At 41.9% G+C, this 19,412-nt stretch carries 16 protein-coding genes, 1 tRNA gene and 1 pseudogene; 12 read left to right on the top strand and 6 right to left on the bottom strand.

Annotated features, from left to right (window positions below):
- Nucleotides 1-222 precede the first annotated feature (222 nt).
- The 6 genes and pseudogenes from ACEYW6_RS11490 (at nucleotide 223) to ACEYW6_RS11465 (ending at nucleotide 6,292) form a co-directional block, all read left to right on the top strand.
- Complete coding sequence (locus ACEYW6_RS11490; protein WP_412979805.1) at nucleotides 223-726, top strand: hypothetical protein; 504 nt, start codon at nucleotides 223-225, stop codon at nucleotides 724-726.
- 235 nt (nucleotides 727-961) lie between these two features.
- Nucleotides 962-1,492: pseudogene (locus ACEYW6_RS11485) on the top strand (Rpn family recombination-promoting nuclease/putative transposase); the annotation flags it as partial.
- A 155-nt stretch (nucleotides 1,493-1,647) separates the two neighbouring features.
- A complete protein-coding gene (locus ACEYW6_RS11480; RefSeq protein WP_412979804.1) occupies nucleotides 1,648-3,333 on the top strand; it encodes an ABC-F family ATP-binding cassette domain-containing protein in 1,686 nt (561 codons plus the stop codon).
- Between the two features lie 221 nt (nucleotides 3,334-3,554).
- Nucleotides 3,555-5,153 carry a 2,3-bisphosphoglycerate-independent phosphoglycerate mutase gene (gene gpmI, locus ACEYW6_RS11475; protein WP_412979803.1) on the top strand — a complete coding sequence of 533 codons (1,599 nt, stop codon included), beginning with the start codon at nucleotides 3,555-3,557 and terminating at the stop codon, nucleotides 5,151-5,153.
- A gap of 91 nt (nucleotides 5,154-5,244) precedes the next feature.
- Nucleotides 5,245-5,478, top strand: coding sequence for a preprotein translocase subunit SecG (secG, locus tag ACEYW6_RS11470; RefSeq protein WP_094328436.1), 234 nt, complete (start codon nucleotides 5,245-5,247; stop codon nucleotides 5,476-5,478).
- Between the two features lie 10 nt (nucleotides 5,479-5,488).
- Nucleotides 5,489-6,292 (top strand): peptidase, encoded by an 804-nt coding sequence (locus ACEYW6_RS11465; RefSeq protein WP_412979802.1) that lies wholly within the window; start codon nucleotides 5,489-5,491, stop codon nucleotides 6,290-6,292.
- Between the two features lie 117 nt (nucleotides 6,293-6,409).
- Here the strand turns inward: ACEYW6_RS11465 and ACEYW6_RS11460 are convergent, their stop codons facing one another.
- From ACEYW6_RS11460 to ACEYW6_RS11435, 6 genes are all read right to left on the bottom strand, one after another.
- Nucleotides 6,410-6,853 carry a DUF29 domain-containing protein gene (locus tag ACEYW6_RS11460; RefSeq protein WP_412979801.1) on the bottom strand — a complete coding sequence of 148 codons (444 nt, stop codon included), beginning with the start codon at nucleotides 6,851-6,853 and terminating at the stop codon, nucleotides 6,410-6,412.
- Between the two features lie 364 nt (nucleotides 6,854-7,217).
- Nucleotides 7,218-8,366, bottom strand: a complete 1,149-nt coding sequence (locus ACEYW6_RS11455; protein WP_412979800.1) for a glycosyltransferase family 4 protein — start codon at nucleotides 8,364-8,366, stop codon at nucleotides 7,218-7,220.
- Between the two features lie 351 nt (nucleotides 8,367-8,717).
- Nucleotides 8,718-10,358 carry an MFS transporter gene (locus tag ACEYW6_RS11450; RefSeq protein WP_412979830.1) on the bottom strand — a complete coding sequence of 547 codons (1,641 nt, stop codon included), beginning with the start codon at nucleotides 10,356-10,358 and terminating at the stop codon, nucleotides 8,718-8,720.
- Complete coding sequence (gene recO, locus ACEYW6_RS11445) at nucleotides 10,345-11,274, bottom strand: DNA repair protein RecO (protein ID WP_412979799.1); 930 nt, start codon at nucleotides 11,272-11,274, stop codon at nucleotides 10,345-10,347. Before recO ends, ACEYW6_RS11450 begins: the two co-directional genes overlap by 14 nt.
- 128 nt (nucleotides 11,275-11,402) lie before the next feature.
- Nucleotides 11,403-12,083, bottom strand: a complete 681-nt coding sequence (gene deoC, locus ACEYW6_RS11440) for a deoxyribose-phosphate aldolase (RefSeq protein ID WP_196509013.1) — start codon at nucleotides 12,081-12,083, stop codon at nucleotides 11,403-11,405.
- A gap of 170 nt (nucleotides 12,084-12,253) precedes the next feature.
- Nucleotides 12,254-13,432 (bottom strand): DNA cytosine methyltransferase, encoded by a 1,179-nt coding sequence (locus ACEYW6_RS11435; protein WP_412979798.1) that lies wholly within the window; start codon nucleotides 13,430-13,432, stop codon nucleotides 12,254-12,256.
- A 378-nt stretch (nucleotides 13,433-13,810) separates the two neighbouring features.
- On the opposite strand from ACEYW6_RS11435, the gene ACEYW6_RS11430 reads away from it, so the two are divergent.
- From ACEYW6_RS11430 to ACEYW6_RS11405, 6 genes are all read left to right on the top strand, one after another.
- A complete protein-coding gene (locus ACEYW6_RS11430) occupies nucleotides 13,811-15,082 on the top strand; it encodes a glycosyltransferase family 4 protein (RefSeq protein ID WP_412979797.1) in 1,272 nt (423 codons plus the stop codon).
- A 617-nt stretch (nucleotides 15,083-15,699) separates the two neighbouring features.
- Complete coding sequence (rsfS, locus tag ACEYW6_RS11425) at nucleotides 15,700-16,158, top strand: ribosome silencing factor (protein WP_412979796.1); 459 nt, start codon at nucleotides 15,700-15,702, stop codon at nucleotides 16,156-16,158.
- Complete coding sequence (locus ACEYW6_RS11420) at nucleotides 16,155-16,655, top strand: CGLD27 family protein (protein ID WP_190891306.1); 501 nt, start codon at nucleotides 16,155-16,157, stop codon at nucleotides 16,653-16,655. Before rsfS ends, ACEYW6_RS11420 begins: the two co-directional genes overlap by 4 nt.
- 87 nt (nucleotides 16,656-16,742) lie before the next feature.
- Nucleotides 16,743-17,696: an asparaginase gene (locus ACEYW6_RS11415; RefSeq protein ID WP_190891308.1), complete on the top strand. Its 954-nt coding sequence runs from the start codon at nucleotides 16,743-16,745 to the stop codon at nucleotides 17,694-17,696.
- A 46-nt stretch (nucleotides 17,697-17,742) separates the two neighbouring features.
- Nucleotides 17,743-17,819 (top strand) — tRNA-Met (locus tag ACEYW6_RS11410).
- A gap of 98 nt (nucleotides 17,820-17,917) precedes the next feature.
- On the top strand, nucleotides 17,918-19,375 hold the full coding sequence (locus ACEYW6_RS11405; protein ID WP_412979795.1) for a YcjF family protein: 1,458 nt from the start codon (nucleotides 17,918-17,920) through the stop codon (nucleotides 19,373-19,375).
- Nucleotides 19,376-19,412 lie beyond the last annotated feature (37 nt).

Raw genomic sequence — 19,412 nt, 5'->3', positions numbered from 1 at the left:
GGCGATCGCTAATTTTGGTTGAGTTAAAGGTTCTGGTATAAATACGTAATGGCTGCACAAACTAAGTCCGTCTGCGTGGACTCCAGCAAGTTGAAACCCATCTCTGTGGGTTTTGTCTGTATAGCTGCGATTTCTAATTGCCAGTAATAGGTTATTCTACTGGCAGTTAAGGAATAAATGGTTTTAAAATGGTGCAATCTTAAAATGTTTAGGGGTGCAGCTATGTCGCTACGCAATGAGCCTTTAGATTGGCAACTTGAAACGAATAATCCTTATATACCAGTTTACCATCAAGGTAATTTGGTGGGATTTTTTAAACCAGAATATGCCAGTGAAATTATTAAAATTTTAAATGAAGAAGAAGTTTTAAAGAAAGCGCTAAAAATGGCTTGCACTGATTTAATTAAAAAAATCGGTGGCGATACCAGGAAAGTCAATTTTTTAATGGAAAAATATGTAAAAACTAGTGAGCGTCCAAAGCATGGAACTAGAGCGATCGCAGTTTTACTTCAGGATAGGCAAAAAGAGCTTGACTTGAGTAACCAGGAGTTTGCTAAATTCTGCAATACCTTTAAATTATCTCCCACTGAACTGAATAATATTTATGCTGGAGAAGCATTTGATGATAGTTTGTTAGCGCCCTCGCCCTTATCACGTATATTAGGGATGGCAAAAGAGCAATTGCTTAAAGTGCGAGATGGTTCTGAAGAATCAAGCAACACATGAACAGCAAATCAAAATGTTCAAATGATATAAAGTTGTGAAAACAGACATCATCATTTTTAATTCGTAATTCGTCATTCGTAGTGAAGAGTCCATTAATTATAAATTATTAATCCATTGAGAGTACGGAGGAAATCAATTTATTGATAAAAAATAAATTTGATTCCTTCTTCAAGCTACTGCATTTCTGTGTGGGGTAATAATTACGAATTACGAATTAACAATTACGAATTATTTTGACTGGGGTGCTGTGGTTTTATACCCCAACAGGAATTTAGATACAGGCAATATCAAACATTACCGTGAGTTTTTTACAAGTGGGCGCGTCAGGCGCATTTATTTGGATGAATTAGGTGAAGGTGCATCGCTTCCAATTGGCATTGCAACTGCTAAATTAGTAATTGCAACCGACGATATCGCAATTGTCCAAGCAAGGGAGTTGATAGACAGAACAAAGTCAGAGATAAACTCACCACCAAAACAGCAGCAATTATGACAATTTATAGAGACTATTTTGGTTTACAAGTTTCCCACAATGAGTAGGGAGGAGATCGAGCAAATGTTTAGCTTAAGCGAGTTAAAGCAAACCAGATTTTATCAGGAAGCCTTTCAGGAAGGTGTTGAACAAGGTATTGAACAAGGTAAGGTTCAAGGGAAACTAAAAGCAGTACCAGCAATGTTGGCAGCAGGGTTGACTGTAGAACAAGTAGCAGAGGCGTTAGATTTGAGTGTGGAAGAAGTTAGACAAGTAACACAAAGCCAGCCTTAAGATAGATGTGGTAAATTTTATCCGTGGCTCAAGCCAAATTTGGTTTGCGGCTTCCAGACTTTCTCACGACGAATTTATAGTTAATTTTTGTTAATATTAGAGGCGGTGTTAGTACTTCGTCCTCAACCACCCACTCCCTACCTGAGAGAAACTTAATGCTGCGACTAGAACATATAAGTAAAATTTATCCCACAGGCGAAGTTCTCAAAGATATCAACTGGGAAGTTAAACCAGGCGATCGCATTGGCTTAGTCGGTGTCAACGGTGCTGGAAAATCTACCCAACTCAAAATCATTTCTGGGGAAATGGAACCCACCGCAGGCGAAATTATCCGTCCTAATAGCTTACATATAGCCTACCTCAACCAAGAGTTTGAAGTAGACCCCACCCGCACCGTTAGAGAAGAATTTTGGACTGTCTTCAAAGAAGCTAACGAAGTACAGTTGTCTCTGGCGCACATACCACAAGAGATGGAAACGGCTAACCCAGACGAACTGGATCGACTGATCGACAAGTTGGATCGGTTGCAGCGCAAATTTGAAGCCTTAGACGGCTACAACTTAGATGCACGCATCGGGAAAATTTTACCAGAGATGGGGTTTGGGCTAGAAGATGGCGATCGCCTCGTCAGTGCCTTCAGTGGTGGTTGGCAAATGCGGATGAGTTTAGGTAAAATTCTGCTGCAAAAACCCGACTTGTTGCTGCTGGATGAACCGACTAACCACCTAGATTTAGAAACCATTGAGTGGTTGGAAAATTACCTCAGAGGGCTGATTACGCCGATGGTAATAGTCTCCCATGACCGGGAGTTCCTTGACCGCCTCTGCACCCAAATTGTGGAAACTGAACGTGGTGTTTCCAGTACTTACCTTGGTAACTACTCGGCATATTTGGAACAAAAAGCCGAAAGCCAATCAGCACAGCTTAGTGCTTACGAACGCCAGCAAAAAGAATTAGAGAAACAGCAAACCTTTGTTGATAGATTTCGCGCCAGTGCTACCCGCAGTACCCAGGCAAAAAGCCGGGAAAAGCAACTCGACAAAATTGAGCGCATTGAAGCACCTATTGCTGGGGTAAGAACTCTACATTTCCGTTTTCCCCCTGCACCCCGCAGTGGACGCGAGGTAGTGGATATTAAAGATTTAACTCATCTTTATGGTGATAAAATCTTGTTTTTGGCAACAAATCTGCTAATTGAAAGAGGCGATCGCATTGCTTTTCTTGGCCCCAATGGTGCTGGAAAATCTACCCTTCTGCGCGTAATTATGGGTATGGAACCACCCACAGAAGGTAGCGTTCAATTAGGCGATCATAATGTTATCCCCGGTTACTTTGAACAAAATCAAGCTGAAGCCTTAGACTTGAAGAAAACTGTCATGGAAACTATCCATGATGAAGTTCCAGACTGGGATAATCAAGAAGTCCGCACGCTTTTGGGACGCTTCTTATTTACTGGCGATACTGTATTTAAGGCAGTCGGGGCATTAAGTGGAGGAGAAAAAGCTCGTTTGGCGTTGGCAAAAATGCTCTTACGTCCAGCGAACTTACTAATTTTAGATGAGCCGACAAACCACCTAGATATTCCAGCGAAAGAAATGCTGGAAGAAGCGCTTAAAAACTATGATGGTACGGCAATTGTAGTTTCCCACGATCGCTACTTTATTTCTCAAGTAGCTAACAAAATCGTCGAGATTCGTGATGGTGAATTTCGGGTTTACTTAGGAGACTATCATTACTATCTCCAGAAAATTGCCGAAGAAAAAGAACAAGCAAAGTTAGCTGCGATCGCTGCTGAAAAAGCTGCTAAAAAAGCTGCAAAAGCTTCTACCAAAAAGAAATAAGAGATTGAATACGGACTTAGTAGGAGTGCTAAAATGCTACTACTAAGTAATCACTTATTATTAGCGCTCAACAAAATTACAGAAAAATCGCTAAAGTTTAAAAAAAATTTCAAAAAACTGCAAGTCTTTCATAAAATAAATTAATAAGCAAAAATTCACTTGCGGCGTGGATTAGCAGTGGTATCATTCGGGTATTACAAAAAGTAAAGGGCAATTTTACTATGACCAAAGCACCTGTTGCTCCTGTGGTGCTAGTCATTTTAGACGGATGGGGCTACTGCGAGGAGAAGCGAGGAAACGCTATTAATGCTGCTAAAACTCCCATTGTGGACAGTTTATGGACAGCTTACCCGCATACCCTCATCCGCACATCAGGAAAAGCCGTAGGGTTGCCAGAGGGTCAAATGGGCAACTCGGAAGTTGGTCATTTGAACATTGGTGCTGGGCGAGTTGTACCGCAAGAACTAGTACGCATCTCTGATGCGGTCGAAGATGGTTCTATTGCCTTAAACCCAGCACTCGTCAAAATTTGCCAGGAAGTTCGCTCTCGGAATGGCAAGCTGCATTTAGTAGGCCTTTGTTCTGAGGGAGGGGTACATTCGCATATTACCCATCTATTCGGACTACTTGACTTAGCCAAAGACCAGCGAATTTCAGAAGTTTGTATTCACGCCATCACCGATGGTCGTGACACCGCCCCAACTGACGGTGTAAGAGCAATAACACTGCTGCAAGATTATATAGACCGTATAGGCATTGGGCGCATAGTCACCCTCAGCGGTCGCTACTACGCGATGGATCGCGATCACCGCTGGGATCGGGTCAAACGCGCCTATGACGTGATGACTCAAGATGGTTCAGGTGATAATCGCAACGCTGTGGAAATCTTGCAAGCATCTTACGCCGAAGGGATAAAAGATGAATTTGTCAACCCAATCCGAATTGCACCCGGCGCAATAGAACCAGGGGATGGGGTGATATTTTTCAACTTCCGCCCTGATCGCTCCAGACAACTGACTCAAGCTTTGGTCAGTCCCACTTTTAACGGTTTTGAAAGACAGCAAATCACACCCCTGTCTTTTGTCACCTTTACACAGTATGATTCAGACTTACCCGTGGCTGTAGCCTTTGAGCCTCAGAATCTCAGTAACATTCTGGGAGAAGTGATAGCCAATCATAGTCTGAATCAATTCCGCACCGCCGAAACAGAAAAATACGCCCACGTCACCTATTTCTTTAATGGGGGTCTGGAGGAACCTTTTGCTGGAGAAGATCGGGAATTAGTAAGCAGCCCAATGGTAGCTACTTACGATCACGCCCCAGCGATGTCAGCAGCAGCAGTTACAGATGTTGCTGCTGCTGCGATTCAAAAGGGTATATATTCCCTAGTTGTGATTAACTATGCCAACCCAGACATGGTAGGGCATACTGGTCAAATAGACGCTACCATTACAGCAATTGAAATAGTCGATCGCTGTTTGGGTCGCTTGTTAGAGAGCGTTATCAAAGCAGGTGGTACAACAATTATTACTGCCGACCACGGCAACGCTGAGTATATGCTAGATGAAGGGGGTAATCCCTGGACGGCTCATACCACTAACCCAGTCCCCTTCATCTTGGTGGAAGGAGAGAAAGTCAAAATCCCTGGATATGGTACAAATGTCGAACTGCGAAGCGATGGCAAGCTATCCGACATCGCCCCCACAATTCTAGAGATTTTACAGCTACCTCAGCCACCAGAAATGACCGGGCGATCGCTGCTAAAAACAGCAGAATATGAGCTGCAACGTACTCGTACCCCTGTGCAAGTAGGACTGTAAAAGAGTTCTGAGCGCTGAGTTAGGAGTTCACTTAAAACTCCTAACTCCTGTAGTCTGTTTTTTGAAACTTTTTATAAATGAGATTGCTACCATGACAGTTACTAATATCGTGCAAGGCATTTGGGCGTTTTCCGCCACTGGTTTGATTATTTTAGTTTTGCTGCATAGCCCCAAAGGTGATGGTATTGGAGCCATTGGCGGACAAGCCCAGCTATTTAGCAGCACCAAGAGTGCAGAAAACACCTTAAACCGAATCACTTGGGCATTGACAGTAATTTTTCTCGGTTTAACAGTAGTTTTAAGTGCTGGTTGGCTACCTAAATAAGGATAGGTCAATGGGGAAAAAAACCCAACACCCGATACTTAACACCCTAATAAATTTAATTTCACGACGGTTAATTACAGCTCTTGCCTTGTTTATTGGCACAGGGCTGTTAATCTTTTTTATTAATATCCAGTCGAGTGATGGGTTTACAATAATACCAAAACATGCATATTCAGACTTAATAATCTCTCTCCCTCCATCATCTCCGGGAAAACCCCATCCCTTACCGCCCAAACTTGCACAGTGGCAAGATGGCATTAACAGTGGTGACTATTTTTCCCAAGTCACAACAAGCCAAGTAGGTTATTTAGTTTGGTCGCAATTTCCCATTCGAGTTTACGTAGAATCACCACAAGCCCTTAGCGAAAAACAAGCTCAAGCATGGATTAACGCTGTCTTACAGGGTGTACAAGAATGGAGTACTTATTTGCCTTTGACAATAGTCGAACAGCCAAAAATTGCTGATATTACCATTGTGCGAAAAGCGCCACCTCTACAAATTTCCCCTAGTAGTAATATACCCCGTGCGCGATCAGCACAAACTACTTACGAGTTATACACCAGCAACAAAGTTTTATCCCACCGCTTCACCATCTTGTTAAGTCCCAGTCAAACAAGTGAGTATCTGATTGCAGCTACCCGGCATGAATTCGGTCATGCACTGGGAATTTGGGGTCATAGTCCGCTACAAACTGATGCCCTATACTTTTCCCAAGTTCGTAACCCGTCGCCTATTTCTCCCAGAGATATAAATACTTTAAAGCGGGTTTATGAACAGCCAACCAGTTTAGGATGGTCTTTAATGGAGAATTAAAAGATTAATTGATCAATATGATTACTTTTACTTAAAAATCCTACGTTCGCGTTTTGCAGAAACTAGCTACAAGTTATACACATGAATATGTTTCGTGCAAAGAATCAAAATTTAATATTAAGGCAACCAATTTTTATCCAAAATTTGCTCTAAGGTATAAGGACATAATTCAGGTAAATTATTTAGCTTTGTTTTAGTCTTAACATAATCTAAAGTATTGCTATAAATTACGCTGAAATTATCCTCTAAATGTTTGCGTAAATTGGCACTTAAATCTTCATTTACTTGATTACGAAAACTAATAATTTCCGCAGCCCAATGGTTAGCATTTTTTGGCTTTTCTAAATCCCAATATTGATAAAGTAATAAATGTCTAATAATTTGTTCCAACAAACTTTTTACTCGCCTTTTTTCATTCTTAGCCAAATCTTCCAATTCTTCTATTAAGTTTTCATAGTCAATGTCTGCTAATTGTCGATTTTTTAGACATTTAATAGTCTCCTCTAACCATTGCAGGTAATTGGATTCATATAATGTTTTTATGTCGAGGATTGTAGTCATTTGTTGATTGTGTAGCTTTAATTTACTGTTATTTATTATTTAATGTTAACTAATATATTAATTTTTGCCGAGAATGATTTACATTTTATGACTTTATGATGACACCTAGTCTAACAGGTGAGTATGTCCAAGCCACTGTCTGTCATGAACTAGATCAAGAATTGAAAATATAGGATGATAATCAATTACAAACTGATGCTTTATATAGGATTTTGAAATAAATACACTTAGGGGAGCAAGTGCCTTGCGGAGTTTCCCAACGCTCGATAGCATTCGCACAGCGTCTCGGTAGAGAAGCGTTAGCGATTGTGCATAGCGTTTAACTCGCTATTGCTGCGCTATTCATTGTAACAACTGGCATCCCTTACGCTCTGCGACTTAGCGGTAGAGGTCGCTGTGCTAAAACTTCTTTATAAAGTTCTTCGAGTAGAGTAATATTTTTACTTAGGGTATAGCGGTCTAATATACGCTGTCTGGCTTTTTGCCCTAGTAAGGTTGTTAACTCTGGATGGTCTTGCAAGACTGGCAAGAGGGTTCTTAATTGCGATCGCGCTGTTTTAGTACTAATAACTATACCTGCGCCCTTTTCCAATACTTCTCCATCTGCACCCACGTCTGTTGCTAAACAAGCTAGCCCACATGACATACCTTCTAACAAAGATAGGGACAAACCCTCTACCAATGAAGGCAAAATAAATACATCTGCACCCCGCAAAATTTCGATGCGTCGGTCTTCATCAGCTACAAATCCCAACCAGATAATGCCGTATTCTGAACCATAAAATGGCTCTAAGGAAGACTTCAAAGGACCATCCCCAACAATTAGCAACTTACTACTAGGCCCCATTGCCGACTGCTTCCAAGCCCGGAGGAGGGCTTCGACATTTTTCTCGGGCGCTATGCGACCTTGATAGACAAACAAGCGTTCGGCTTTAAATTCTGATTTGACTTGAGAAAATCCTGGAGAATACTTGACAGTATCAACACCGTTGGGAATTACGGCAATATTTTCTTTCCTCACACCCATACCTGCCAATAATTCTCGCTGAATTTGAGAAAATACAATCACGCGATCGTAGTTAACTAAAAAAGGCGCGTAAAGCTGATAAGCCAAAAGTTGTGTTCCCGATATCAGCTTTGCCCCCTTGCCAGCAAACGGTGTGTGAAAAGTGGCAACTAGCGGCAACTTCAGTTCCTCACAGATTTCCGGTAGAAAAAAGTCTAGAGGAGATAGTGTCAATGAAGCATGGACTATATCTGGCTTGATTTTCCGCAGCGAATCGGTTAAAACTTTGGTCGCTTTAAAAGTGGGAATTGTGTAAACCTGCGACTTGTAAATGAAAGGTAGGGAAACCTCTCGGAGATTTGGCCAGTTGTCAGGTTCAGATTCTTCTTGGGCAAAGTGAAGAAAGCTAACTTGATGTTCCTTGTCTAGTAAGGCATTTGTAATTTCTCTACTGTAGGTAACATTGCCACAAAAGGGTGATTTTTTTCCAATCCAGGCTATACGCATTCTTTATTTAGCTGTTAGAAAAGCGGGTTTGATCTATTACTTGTGTGTCCTTCGTGATTTTTATTTTATCTAGCTATACTTGCTGGTCTTTTAGTTATTACAAATTTTCAACAGAATTTAGTTTAAAAAGCCTATTTTAAGCTATTAAACCAGTTGATTTATGGCTTTATTTATTCTACTTATAAGTTGTTAGTTTCTCATGTTTAAACAACTTATTCTGACTAATGTCAGATTGATATCCCGCAAGTATGTGATAAATTTTCACTGACCACAGTTTACCATGAACAGAAAAGCTTTAAGTAAATATTAATTACTTAAAAGTAATGAATAATAGCTCGTGTTAGCTGATAACTACTTCTGTGAGTTATACCAAGTTAATATACCTCCTGAAAAGACGATCGCTGCTAATCCCAAAAAAACTGCCTGTAATCCCAAAAAGGTTTCTGCTACACCTGCTAATGCCAAAGGTAAGGAGAGAGCAATATTAATTACATTGTTTTGTAAACCAAAGACTTTACCACGCATTTCTGGAGGTGTTTCTGTTTGAATCGCTGTTTGCATGGGAATACCCACTAGCGACCCAAAGATACCTAATAGCGCCACCAGTAACAGAACTAGCCACAGTTGAGTTGTAAATATTGATAGACCAATCAGGGATGCTGCCATGCCCATACAACCACACAGACTTAGTTGGATATAGGAGAAGCGTTGACCAAATTGACCGAGAATTGTTGCTCCAGCAGCGATACCAACACCGCCGGCTGCTAGTAAAAAGCCGAACTGAGAGGCTTTCATGTTAGGAATGATTTCCGCCATGCGAACGGCTAGAACAGTTAATGCTGCAAAGACAGAAAACAAGATAATCAGCTGAAGCAAAGCATTGCGGACGCGATGATTTGCTTTGAGGTAGGCAAAACCATCCCGCAAGTCAGAGAATACGTGAGGGAATTCTGTACCGGGGTCGTGGTGTTTTTCGTTAGTTGCCAACAGGAACAAAATTAGTCCAGCGATCGCATAACTACCACCTACTAAAAATTCTTTGCCCAAACTACCACTACCACCAATTTGCAGCCAAAGTCCATCGGCGATCGCTAACAATGGTTCCCCAACAGCAAACCCAACAATCACCGATGCCATCATCGTTGTCGTATAAAGCGAATTTGCCGAGAGTAAATCCTGTTCTTCTACTATTAAGGGAATTGCCGCCTGTTCTGCCGGTGCAAAAAACTGCGTCAGCGTGGAAACTAAAAAAGTCACACCCAGGATGATCAAAAAACCCACTGGCAGGACTCCTATGGGTTTCCAGCCATGAGTCAACCACAGCAGGAAGGGAATTGACAAAACCAGGATGCCGCGCCACATATTCGTCGCCACCAGCACAGCCTTTTTCGACCAACGATCAACAAATACCCCAGCAACGGAACCAAATAATACGGCGGGAATCGTAAAAGCCATCATCAAAACTGACACCCAACCACTAATACTCTGATTACTAGCCTGAAACTGAGTATTAATCAAAGCAATCATCAGCACTAAATAAACTTTATCTGCTAGTTGGGAGAAAACTTGACCGCCCCAAAGAGCCAGGAAATTAGGGTTTTTTAATACAGGCAAAAATCCCTGTTGTTTGACATTTCCTGAACCAGCTTCTCCACCTGAACCAGATCCATCTAATTTTTGTGGTTCTTTTTCTGGAATAGTAGTTACTGGCAAACTCTGTCCGTTGCTATCTCCTTGAGTAGTGGTTAATTTGTCCTCAGATTGTGTTTCTGATTGACTTGGAACATCAGTTTTTGGGATCTGGGCTGTCCAACTTTGATCGTTTTTAGAAACATCTTTTGGGGACATTTCTTGGCCATTGATTTGACTAGGTGTACACTTGGAAACGGCGCTCAAGTGATTCCTGACTGTAGGTTCTGATACCCTATTCTGTTTTTTGGCGAGGCTTGGTGACAAAGGCAGGATTTTATTATCCAAATCAGACGGTTGCATCATGGTTGGCAGCAAAATAAGAGTCGATCAAGGTAGCAGAGCGAATAGGGCGACCTAATTGATACTGAGCATACTGGCGCAAAATCTGCTCAACAGATAACCAGTGATGATCTCTAGCACCATCAATTTGCATTATCTCTGGTTGTGACAGATGTTGAAGCAAAGCCAGTTCCATGGCACCCGCACGACTAGAAATCACAGGTATTTCTTGCCGATGCACAACAACTGTTTGGGAGCCAGGTTTTGGCGGTGATGGAATAATGGGGCGATTAGGTGATGGAGAAAAAGATGAATTTCTTTGTATCCCCCTCTCTCTCTCTCCCTCTCTTCGTAAACGTTCCCAAGCTTCTAAGCAAACCGTTCCACCCGCAGGGATGCTAAATCCTACCTGCCAGTTGGGGTCTGTAAAGTCTGGCTTTAGCGAACGCCCAGATAGGCAGCAGATTTGCACTTGCGGCGTTACTCCTGCTAAGGCTAAAAGGTGAAACACCCCATGAGCCAGATGAGCCAAAACACCAGATGCCTTAGCACTAGACAACGCCTCCAACCGATGGAGATGTTCATTGAACAACTCATAAAGTTCTTCTTGGGGTTGTTCGCTCAAACCTTGACACAGGACTATTTCTGCTAAATACTGGCTGGCAGCCAATTTTCCCAAATCTTTAGCTAAACCAGGATAAGTTTTTAACGTCTGTGCTTGAGTAATTTTATCAAGCGATCGCCCTTTCGCAATCAATAGTTCATTCACAACGAACATACCACTCCTGCCGCCCAGGCTGGAGTTGTGCTTGCGTGCCCCTGGAGCCACTGCTCGAATCAGACCAAATTCTGGTGTTAAAATCGTCACTATTTTATCCGATTCTCCCAGCACCTGAGTTTTAAGATTAATTCCCGTTGCTTTGTAGGTTCTAGTCATTACTCATTAGTCATTAGTCATTAGTCATTGGTCATTGGTCATTGGTCATTGGTCATTAGGTTAGGACAAAGGACAAATGACCTAGACGTGCCAGCAGTTTCCCGCGGGCTAGAACGAGAAACAAATGACTATTCATCCTTTCCCAGGTTATCGCGCTGGCGGATCAAATCGATACCGCGAGATGTGCCTAATCTAGTAGCACCCGCTACGATTAAGTCTAGGGCTTGATTGATAGTGCGTATACCACCCGAAGCTTTAATTCCTACCCTTTCTTTTGCCAATTCCTGCAAAAGTCGTACATCTGCCACTGTTGCACCACCATTCCAACCTGTACTAGTTTTTAAGAATGCCGCTCCCGCCTCCATAGCTATTTCAGCAGCTATTTTTTTTTCCGCATCTGTCAACAGGTTGGTTTCTAAAATTACCTTGACAGTTTGCCCCGTCTCTTCACAAATTTCGGCAATTTCCCGGTGGGCTTCTTCAGTTTTTCCAGCTTTCAACCAGCCCAAGTTCATTACCACATCCAACTCAGTGGCCCCATTATCCGCCGCTTCTTGAGCCTCATACAGTTTCACTGCTGAAGTCGTTGCACCAGTAGGAAAGCCAATCACCGTACAGACTTTCGGGTTCTTGCCGTGTAGGAGTTCGACTGCTTGTTTGACATAGGCGGGGTGCAAGCAAACCGCCGCAAAATTGAATCTGTATGCTTCTTCACACCACTGCTCAACCTGCTCTGGAGTCGCAGTTGGCGTTAAGAGGGAGTGATCGATAAATGGCGCAATATCAATATCGGGATAGTCTGCTGCCATCGTGTCTTCTGCCAGTGATTGATTATTAAACTTTATAAAAAATTAAAACATTTCTTATATATATATTAAACCATATTTATTACGAGTTTATTCTGAAAAGAAGCTGCTGACTTCTATCGGATGTCGGCTTTGTAGATGTTGCGGAATTACTGTAAGTGTTTAAGTTGACATTAGACAGTAGTAGGCTTAGAAATATCAACACCATTTGTGAAGTCAGTGCCTAAGAAGTTAATAATATTTTTAGCTAACGCCTTCGATGCCAAATATGGGACACCATTACCAATAGTTTTAAACATATTCGTGAGCGACATATTCTCTGGAAGTACAAAATTTGCAGGTAAAGATTGTATCGCTAAAGCTTCTGCCACAGATATTCGGCGGATTTTATAGGGATGCAAATGTACTTCATTATTTCCATAGCAAGCTGTTGGTGAATAACGCCATCTGTGAAGACGCTTAAAAGACTTTTTAGAATCATCTCCTTCATAAATAGCAGCAAATCTTGTAATGCCTGCCCTTGGTTGAAAACAGTGTTCAGCATTGGGATGCTTCAGAACATTATTTTTTCTAAACCAGTATTCTACGGTGAGTTCTTGAGGGATGCCATCAGGACAAGGCATAATGGAATTTTCTTCAAATGGTTCGCACTTACGCCAAGGATAAGCAAAAACATTTTTTCGAGGATATAAAATATGATTATCCCAAGGAAAATGTCTCTCAGGTATTGACTTTTCACTACCGAATTTTATTCCTATATCCTTGATAAAATTATTTCGGAAACCAATGAGAATAATTCTTTCTCTATCCTGGGGTACACCATATTCGATAGCATTAATTAACCGCTCTGTTAATATATAGCCTGATTCCAGTAATTGTTGCTTAAGCGATTCAAAAAATAAACGGTGCTTTGTCGTTCTCCACAACCCCTTAACGTTCTCAAATAAAAAGAAATCTGGAAGATTGCGGCAAATTAATTCAACGTAAGAAGCGGAAAGTTTGCCATTATCTCCTAAACATCCTCTATTTTTCCCGCCAATAGAAAAATCAGGACAGGGAGGCCCGCCAATGAAGCCGACAATATTATTAGATTTGCGGCAGTCTTGTACTAACTTCTGGAGATGTTGTGTTTGTAAACCTTCGAGAAGTTGGGTTATGTCTCCTGCTTCTCCTTCATGATATCCGTATTCTGGCAACGGTAGATTGAGAACCTGCCGTGAATAGCGGTATGCAGCCATGAACGAGGAAAAAATCTCATTTACATAAACAATCTTAAAACCGCTGGTTTCAAAACCTAAATCGAGAAAACCTGAGCCAGCAAAAAATGAGAAAATACAAGGGCGATCGCTCATTGAATGACTAGTATTATAAAACAACCTTATTAATATCAGGTGTTAGTAAAATCGGTTGTGTCCTTCTTTCTAAGAACAATTCAATTCATACAAACTATCCCAATTTGGTCTCAGGGGCTGGTAAAACCTAGTGTAGTTAGGGTTTATACTTACGTACCAATCAAAAATGAACAATTTGTATATTGCTTAAATAGTAAAAAAAATTCATCGTTGCTCTAAGTACCTGATATTAAAGTTTACTCAATCTTTAAGGAAATTCCCTGACAGAAGAAGAGTCTGAAGCCACAATTAAATATAGGAGTTTCCAAGCTCTAAACAATGTTTAAGACAAAGTATTGTCATTAAATAAAAAACCGGGGTACTTCGGACTAACTTTTTATGCGGATTTTAATTTATTCCTACAACTACTATCCAGAGCCAATTGGTATTGCCCCACTGATGACTGAATTAGCAGAGGGACTAGTGAAGCGTGGGCATCAAGTGCGCGTAGTCACCGCTATGCCTAACTACCCTGAGCGTCAAATTTACCAAGAATATCGGGGTAAGTGGTATCTCAACGAATACAAAAACGGCGTTCAAATCCAACGCAGTTACGTTTGGATTCGTCCACAACCTAACCTATTAGATCGGGTGTTACTAGATGCTAGTTTTGTGGTCACTAGTTTTGTGCCCGCTCTTATCGGTTGGCGTCCAGATGTGATTCTCTCAACATCGCCATCTTTGCCAAGCTGTGTACCAGTTGCTCTTTTAGGATGGTTACGTGCTTGTCCTGTGATTTTAAATCTACAAGATATATTACCAGAAGCAGCCGTCCACGTCGGTCTACTGAAAAATAAATTGCTCATCCAGTTGTTTAAATTATTGGAAAAATTTGCATACCATACTGCCAGTAAAATTAGCGTCATTGCCGATGGGTTTGTGGACAATTTGCGATCTAAGGGCGTAGAAGCTGACAAAATTGTGCAAATTCCTAACTGGGTTGATGTAAATTTTATCCGCCCTTTGCCTAAAGAAAATAACCCTTTCCGCACAGCACATAATTTGAATGGCAAATTTGTAGTACTTTATTCTGGCAACATTGCCTTAACCCAAGGCTTAGAAAGCGTTGTCAAAGCTGCTTCTGTGTTGCGCCATATCCCAGATATTGTTTTTGTCATCGTTGGAGAGGCAAAAGGTTTAGAGCGATTGCAACAGGAATGTCTAGACTGCGGCGCAGATAATGTTTTGCTACTTCCGTTTCAACCCCGCAAATATTTGCCACAAATGTTAGCAGCCGCCGATGTTGGCTTGGTGGTGCAAAAGAAAAATGTTGTATCCTTCAATATGCCATCAAAAATCCAAGTGCTGCTTGCTAGTGGAGGGGCGTTAGTTGCCTCTGTCCCTGACAATGGGACAGCAGCAAGAGCTATCAGGCAAAGTGGTGGCGGAGTTATCGTTCCTCCAGAAGATCCCCAAGCTTTAGCAATGGCAATTTTAGATTTATACCAAAACCCCGAAAAAGTAAAAACTCTGGGTTATAAAAGTCGCCAATATGCCGTTGAACACTATGCTTTTGAGCAAGCTTTAAATCAATATGAGTCATTGTGTTACTCATTGACAGCAGATCGCGGAGTAATTCAGTCCACAAGAGTTACAAAACAAGAAGTTTAATCTACAGCAGTAGAGTTAGATTACATACCTTTACCTTAATCCTTCAGTACGACTATACTTAATAAAGTAGTAATTCTACCCTCAATTTTTAAAGCGTCAAATATTTGAGGGTAGTTAATTATACTTTAAAGATGCTAGTAATAGACCAATACCCTTGGGGCAACTTGACTCAAAAATCCCTCCCCATCACTTCATTCAATCTGTGGGAATAGCAATTTTTATCCATACTAAATGAGTGCTTTAGTATCTCGTCATACCAAGTACTAGACTTGTGCCAATCACACTTTTGGTAGACCAGGCATGAATCTGCTGTGTTGTATTGTAGTTTTTAGTAGCAGACAGCCAAAAGCATAGATGTAGACTTACCTGCAAATTATTAGTACGGCATGGCGGAAATAACTATCCAGTTGAAAAAGGTTAAAAACCTTAATTGACATATTTTGTTTCCTTCTGCCTCATGCCTCCTTGCACTAGCTAATTATCAAACTAGCCCCATAGACACCTGTTTTTTTGTTAGTATTCAAAAAAACCTATTGACACATTTTCAGATCAATTGTTTGTGATTTGTAAGTAAATGTAAACAATTGTTTCAAAAGAAAGAAAGCACCTGAGGTTTAATGACTGATTATTTCCAAGGAAATTTCCCATTACAATCTGTTCCACTGACGAAGAGTGTGGTAAAGAGCCACGCCCATACCGAAGAGGAGAGCGGAAAATTAGCTGCAACGATAGCAGTTGCTGGATCAGACCGCAAAGCAGGTGAGATTATATTGCTCAAAGTAGCAGAGGTATCTTACCTAGCTGATTACTTTGTGATGATGACTGGCTATTCTAAGGTACAAGTAAGAGCGATCGCTCAAGCAATTGAAGGAAAAGTCGAAACTGAGTTGCAACGGCGTCCCATAAGGACAGAAGGAAAAGTTGAGGGGAGTTGGGTACTACAAGACTACGGTGATGTGATCGTTCACATCATGATGCCCAAGGAACGGGAGTTTTATAATTTAGAAGCGTTCTGGATTCATGCAGAGCGTATTTCCCTTCCAGAATCTGATGAGGGTGAGGGTAAGCCAACATGATTAGGTCTTCGGTTTCTAATTGCCCAGTTCCTACAGACCAACAACCGCTTAATGAGTACGAAGAGTTAAAAACTTCCTGGCTGTTTCGTGATAGCACTTTAGATTGGCGCGAGTATATCACGAAAATTGTTTGGATTTGGGGTTTATCTTGGCTGGTAGCAGGGCCTGTAGCTGCGGCAAGTTTTCCCCCTCACAAGTATATTGCACATTTTATTCTCTGTGGTGCAGCAGCAGCGAGTGTTGGGGTAGTGCTAGCACTGGTAAGGTTGTACTTAGGCTGGTTCTACGTGTGTGATCGCCTTTGCAGCCCTACAGTCTTTTATGAAGAGTCTGGCTGGTATGACGGTCAAACTTGGACAAAGCCACAGGAAATCCTTAACCGCGATCGCTTGATTGTTTCATACGAAATTAAACCTATTTTGCGGCGGTTACAATTTACCTTTGCTGGCTTGGCGGGAATGTACGTTATTGGTACTATAGTTTGGCATTTGTTTTAAAAAGTCATTGGTCATTAGTCATTAGTCCTTAGATAATGACTAATGACCAATGACTAATTAATTAAAAAAGGTGATAAATATAAACCCATGACAATGGGAAAACGAACTCAAGCCACAGCACTGGAAGTCCGGTTGCTGCGGGAAGGTATTATTGAATCCAGGCATATAGTCCAAGCTGTTGTCTGCGATGAACGAGGACGGGTTCTAACCGTTGCCGGAAATTCTGAAACTGCTGCATTTATCCGTTCAGCGCTTAAACCATTTCAGGCACTCGCAGTCACCACCACAGGTACACTGGAACGCTATCAACTCAGCGATCGCGACTTAGCAATTATCACAAGTTCCCATAAAGGAAGAATAGATCAAGTCCGACAGGTATTTAACATCCTTTGGCGGGCTGATCTTGACCCGACTATACTTCAGTGTCCAATTCCTGAAGGTAAGCGGAGTCCTCTGGAATACAATTGCTCTGGAAAACATGCAGGAATGTTAGCTGTTTGTCAGCAACGCCATTGGCCTTTGAATAACTACTTGGATCGCAAGCACCCAATACAGCAATTGATTTTGGGCAAAGTAGCAGAGTTGCTGCGAATGCCTGCGGAAGAGTTTATCAGCGCTCATGATGACTGTGGTGCACCAACTTATCTGATGCAACTCGGTCATATGGCATCTTTGTATGCATTGTTAGCCTCTAGTACCAACTTGGATATGGAGCGCATTGTCCGTGCTATGACTCATCACCCCGCGATGGTAGCAGGAGATGGAGAATTTGATACGGAACTGATGCGCTTAACTCCAGGAGAACTAGTCAGCAAAGCTGGTGCCGAAGGAGTGCAGTGCATTGGTAGACTCGGTGAGGGCATGGGATTGGCAATTAAAGTCATGGACGGGGCAAAACGGGCAAAACATGCCGTTGCGATTCACTTACTCCAACAAATGGGTTGGATTAGTCCCAGCGCCGCAGAAAGCCTCTCAGAAAAGTTTGTCACCTTGGGAAAATACAAGCGTTTAGAAGTAATTGGAGAATTATCATTTTTGTAGTTGCCAAACTCTTGACTATAGGTTATACTATAAAAGTCAAGAGCAACGCGGGATAGAGCAGCCTGGTAGCTCGTCGGGCTCATAACCCGAAGGTCAGTGGTTCAAATCCACTTCCCGCCACCAAATAAAACAAAAACCCTACAATCAGTGAAGATTGCGGGGTTTTTGTTTTATTTTGATCTATTCTGGAAGAAATAGCCATCTAAAAGGCGCGGATAATCATGGTTGTGAAGTTGCAGCGACCAATTTTAGTGGGAGGATTGGGACTGTCCTTTTCTCTGTGGATGTTACAAAGTTGGCACGATTCTATAGTGCAGGTGAGTGAGTTTGGTTTATTGAGTGCCTTAGCTGTAGGCGGTGGTTTGTGGTTATTCCAAAAAAATCGCCCGAAAGACAGTTTAGAGCAGCTAGATGGTATGGTAATAGATCGGCCGACTGTGGAAAGTGCGATCGCTAAAGCTGAAACTGTAATTAACCAACTGGCACAAGAAGCAGAAAATCATCCGGCATTACAGCCACTTAGAGAAGAAGTTGCCCAATTATTGTTTGAATTAGACAGGCAAAAAATTAAAGTTGCTGTAACTGGCGGTAAATCCGTGGGTAAAAGCACTTTAATTCAGGTGCTAAACCAAAATGTAGAGACACCAAGGTTGGTGTCTTTAGAAGAAACAGCACCTTTGTTTAGAGAAGCGAGTGAAAATTCAGATGCAGCTATTTTGGCAGAAGTAGCAAAATCTGATTTTGTTCTGTTCTTGACAAACGGTGATTTGACAGACTCAGAATTTCAAACCTTACAGCAACTAAAAGCAGCAAATCAGCCTACAATTCTGGTTTTCAACAAACAAGATCAGTATTTAGCCGATGAAAGCGCCAGCGTCTTGCTGTCATTGAAACAGCGGATGCAGGGAAATGTAGTTGCAACTGCGGCCTCTCCCATTCCGATCAAAGTCCGAAAGCATGAGGCTGATGGTTCTATACAAGAGTGGATGGAACAACCAGAAGCAGATATCCAGCAGTTGACGCAGCAGTTGGGTGAAGTTTTCGCACAGCAGGGACAACGGCTGGTTTGGGTAACTACCATGAGGAAAGCCGGGCTGTTGAAAGCTGAGGCGAAAAACTGGCTAAATGCAACCAGACGCGATCGCGCCACCCCAATTATTGAACAATATCAATGGATAGCTGCTGCTACTGCCTTTGCTAACCCAGTCCCAGCCCTTGATATTCTGGCGACTGCGGCAATTAATGCTCAAATGGTAATGGATTTGGGTAATATCTATCAGCAGAAATTTTCCTTGGAACAGGCACAAACCGTAGCTGGAACAATGGGAAGTTTGATGCTGAAACTAGGTTTAATTGAACTTTCTACCAAGGCGATTAGTACTGTTCTAAAAAGTAATGCCGTTACCTTTGTTGCTGGCGGCGTAGTGCAGGGAGTAAGTGCAGCTTATCTGACCAGGGTAGCAGGGTTAAGTCTAGTTGAGTATTTCCAACAGCAGGAAATAGCAATAGATTCTGGGACTAGTTTGAATTTGGAGAATTTGCGGCAAACATTGCAAAAAGTATTTCAGCAAAATCAGCAGATTGGTTTTTTGCAGGGATTTGTTAAGCAAGGTATGAAGCGTTTGTTGCCAGAGGTGCAGCAGGTTGAAGTCGTTGGTGTTGAGAAGTTCATGGGTTAAGTTCACCCAGAGGCGCAGAGTTTTTCTTTGCGCCTTT

The organism is Nostoc sp. UIC 10607 (assembly GCF_047228265.1).
Classification (GTDB): Bacteria; Cyanobacteriota; Cyanobacteriia; order Cyanobacteriales; family Nostocaceae; genus Nostoc; species Nostoc foliaceum_A.
This window is presented reverse-complemented; position numbering and strand designations above follow the sequence as displayed.

Excerpts from the sequence above, each read along its gene's own strand:
- ACEYW6_RS11490 (WP_412979805.1), top strand. The coding sequence starts at position 223 with ATGTCGCTACGCAATGAGCCTTTAGATTGGCAACTTGAAACGAATAAT.
- ACEYW6_RS11480 (WP_412979804.1), top strand. The coding sequence starts at position 1,648 with ATGCTGCGACTAGAACATATAAGTAAAATTTATCCCACAGGCGAAGTT.
- gpmI (WP_412979803.1), top strand. The coding sequence starts at position 3,555 with ATGACCAAAGCACCTGTTGCTCCTGTGGTGCTAGTCATTTTAGACGGA.
- secG (WP_094328436.1), top strand. The coding sequence starts at position 5,245 with ATGACAGTTACTAATATCGTGCAAGGCATTTGGGCGTTTTCCGCCACT.
- ACEYW6_RS11465 (WP_412979802.1), top strand. The coding sequence starts at position 5,489 with ATGGGGAAAAAAACCCAACACCCGATACTTAACACCCTAATAAATTTA.
- ACEYW6_RS11460 (WP_412979801.1), bottom strand. The coding sequence starts at position 6,853 with ATGACTACAATCCTCGACATAAAAACATTATATGAATCCAATTACCTG.
- ACEYW6_RS11455 (WP_412979800.1), bottom strand. The coding sequence starts at position 8,366 with ATGCGTATAGCCTGGATTGGAAAAAAATCACCCTTTTGTGGCAATGTT.
- ACEYW6_RS11450 (WP_412979830.1), bottom strand. The coding sequence starts at position 10,358 with ATGCAACCGTCTGATTTGGATAATAAAATCCTGCCTTTGTCACCAAGC.
- recO (WP_412979799.1), bottom strand. The coding sequence starts at position 11,274 with ATGACTAGAACCTACAAAGCAACGGGAATTAATCTTAAAACTCAGGTG.
- deoC (WP_196509013.1), bottom strand. The coding sequence starts at position 12,083 with ATGGCAGCAGACTATCCCGATATTGATATTGCGCCATTTATCGATCAC.
- ACEYW6_RS11435 (WP_412979798.1), bottom strand. The coding sequence starts at position 13,432 with ATGAGCGATCGCCCTTGTATTTTCTCATTTTTTGCTGGCTCAGGTTTT.
- ACEYW6_RS11430 (WP_412979797.1), top strand. The coding sequence starts at position 13,811 with ATGCGGATTTTAATTTATTCCTACAACTACTATCCAGAGCCAATTGGT.
- rsfS (WP_412979796.1), top strand. The coding sequence starts at position 15,700 with ATGACTGATTATTTCCAAGGAAATTTCCCATTACAATCTGTTCCACTG.
- ACEYW6_RS11420 (WP_190891306.1), top strand. The coding sequence starts at position 16,155 with ATGATTAGGTCTTCGGTTTCTAATTGCCCAGTTCCTACAGACCAACAA.
- ACEYW6_RS11415 (WP_190891308.1), top strand. The coding sequence starts at position 16,743 with ATGACAATGGGAAAACGAACTCAAGCCACAGCACTGGAAGTCCGGTTG.
- ACEYW6_RS11405 (WP_412979795.1), top strand. The coding sequence starts at position 17,918 with ATGGTTGTGAAGTTGCAGCGACCAATTTTAGTGGGAGGATTGGGACTG.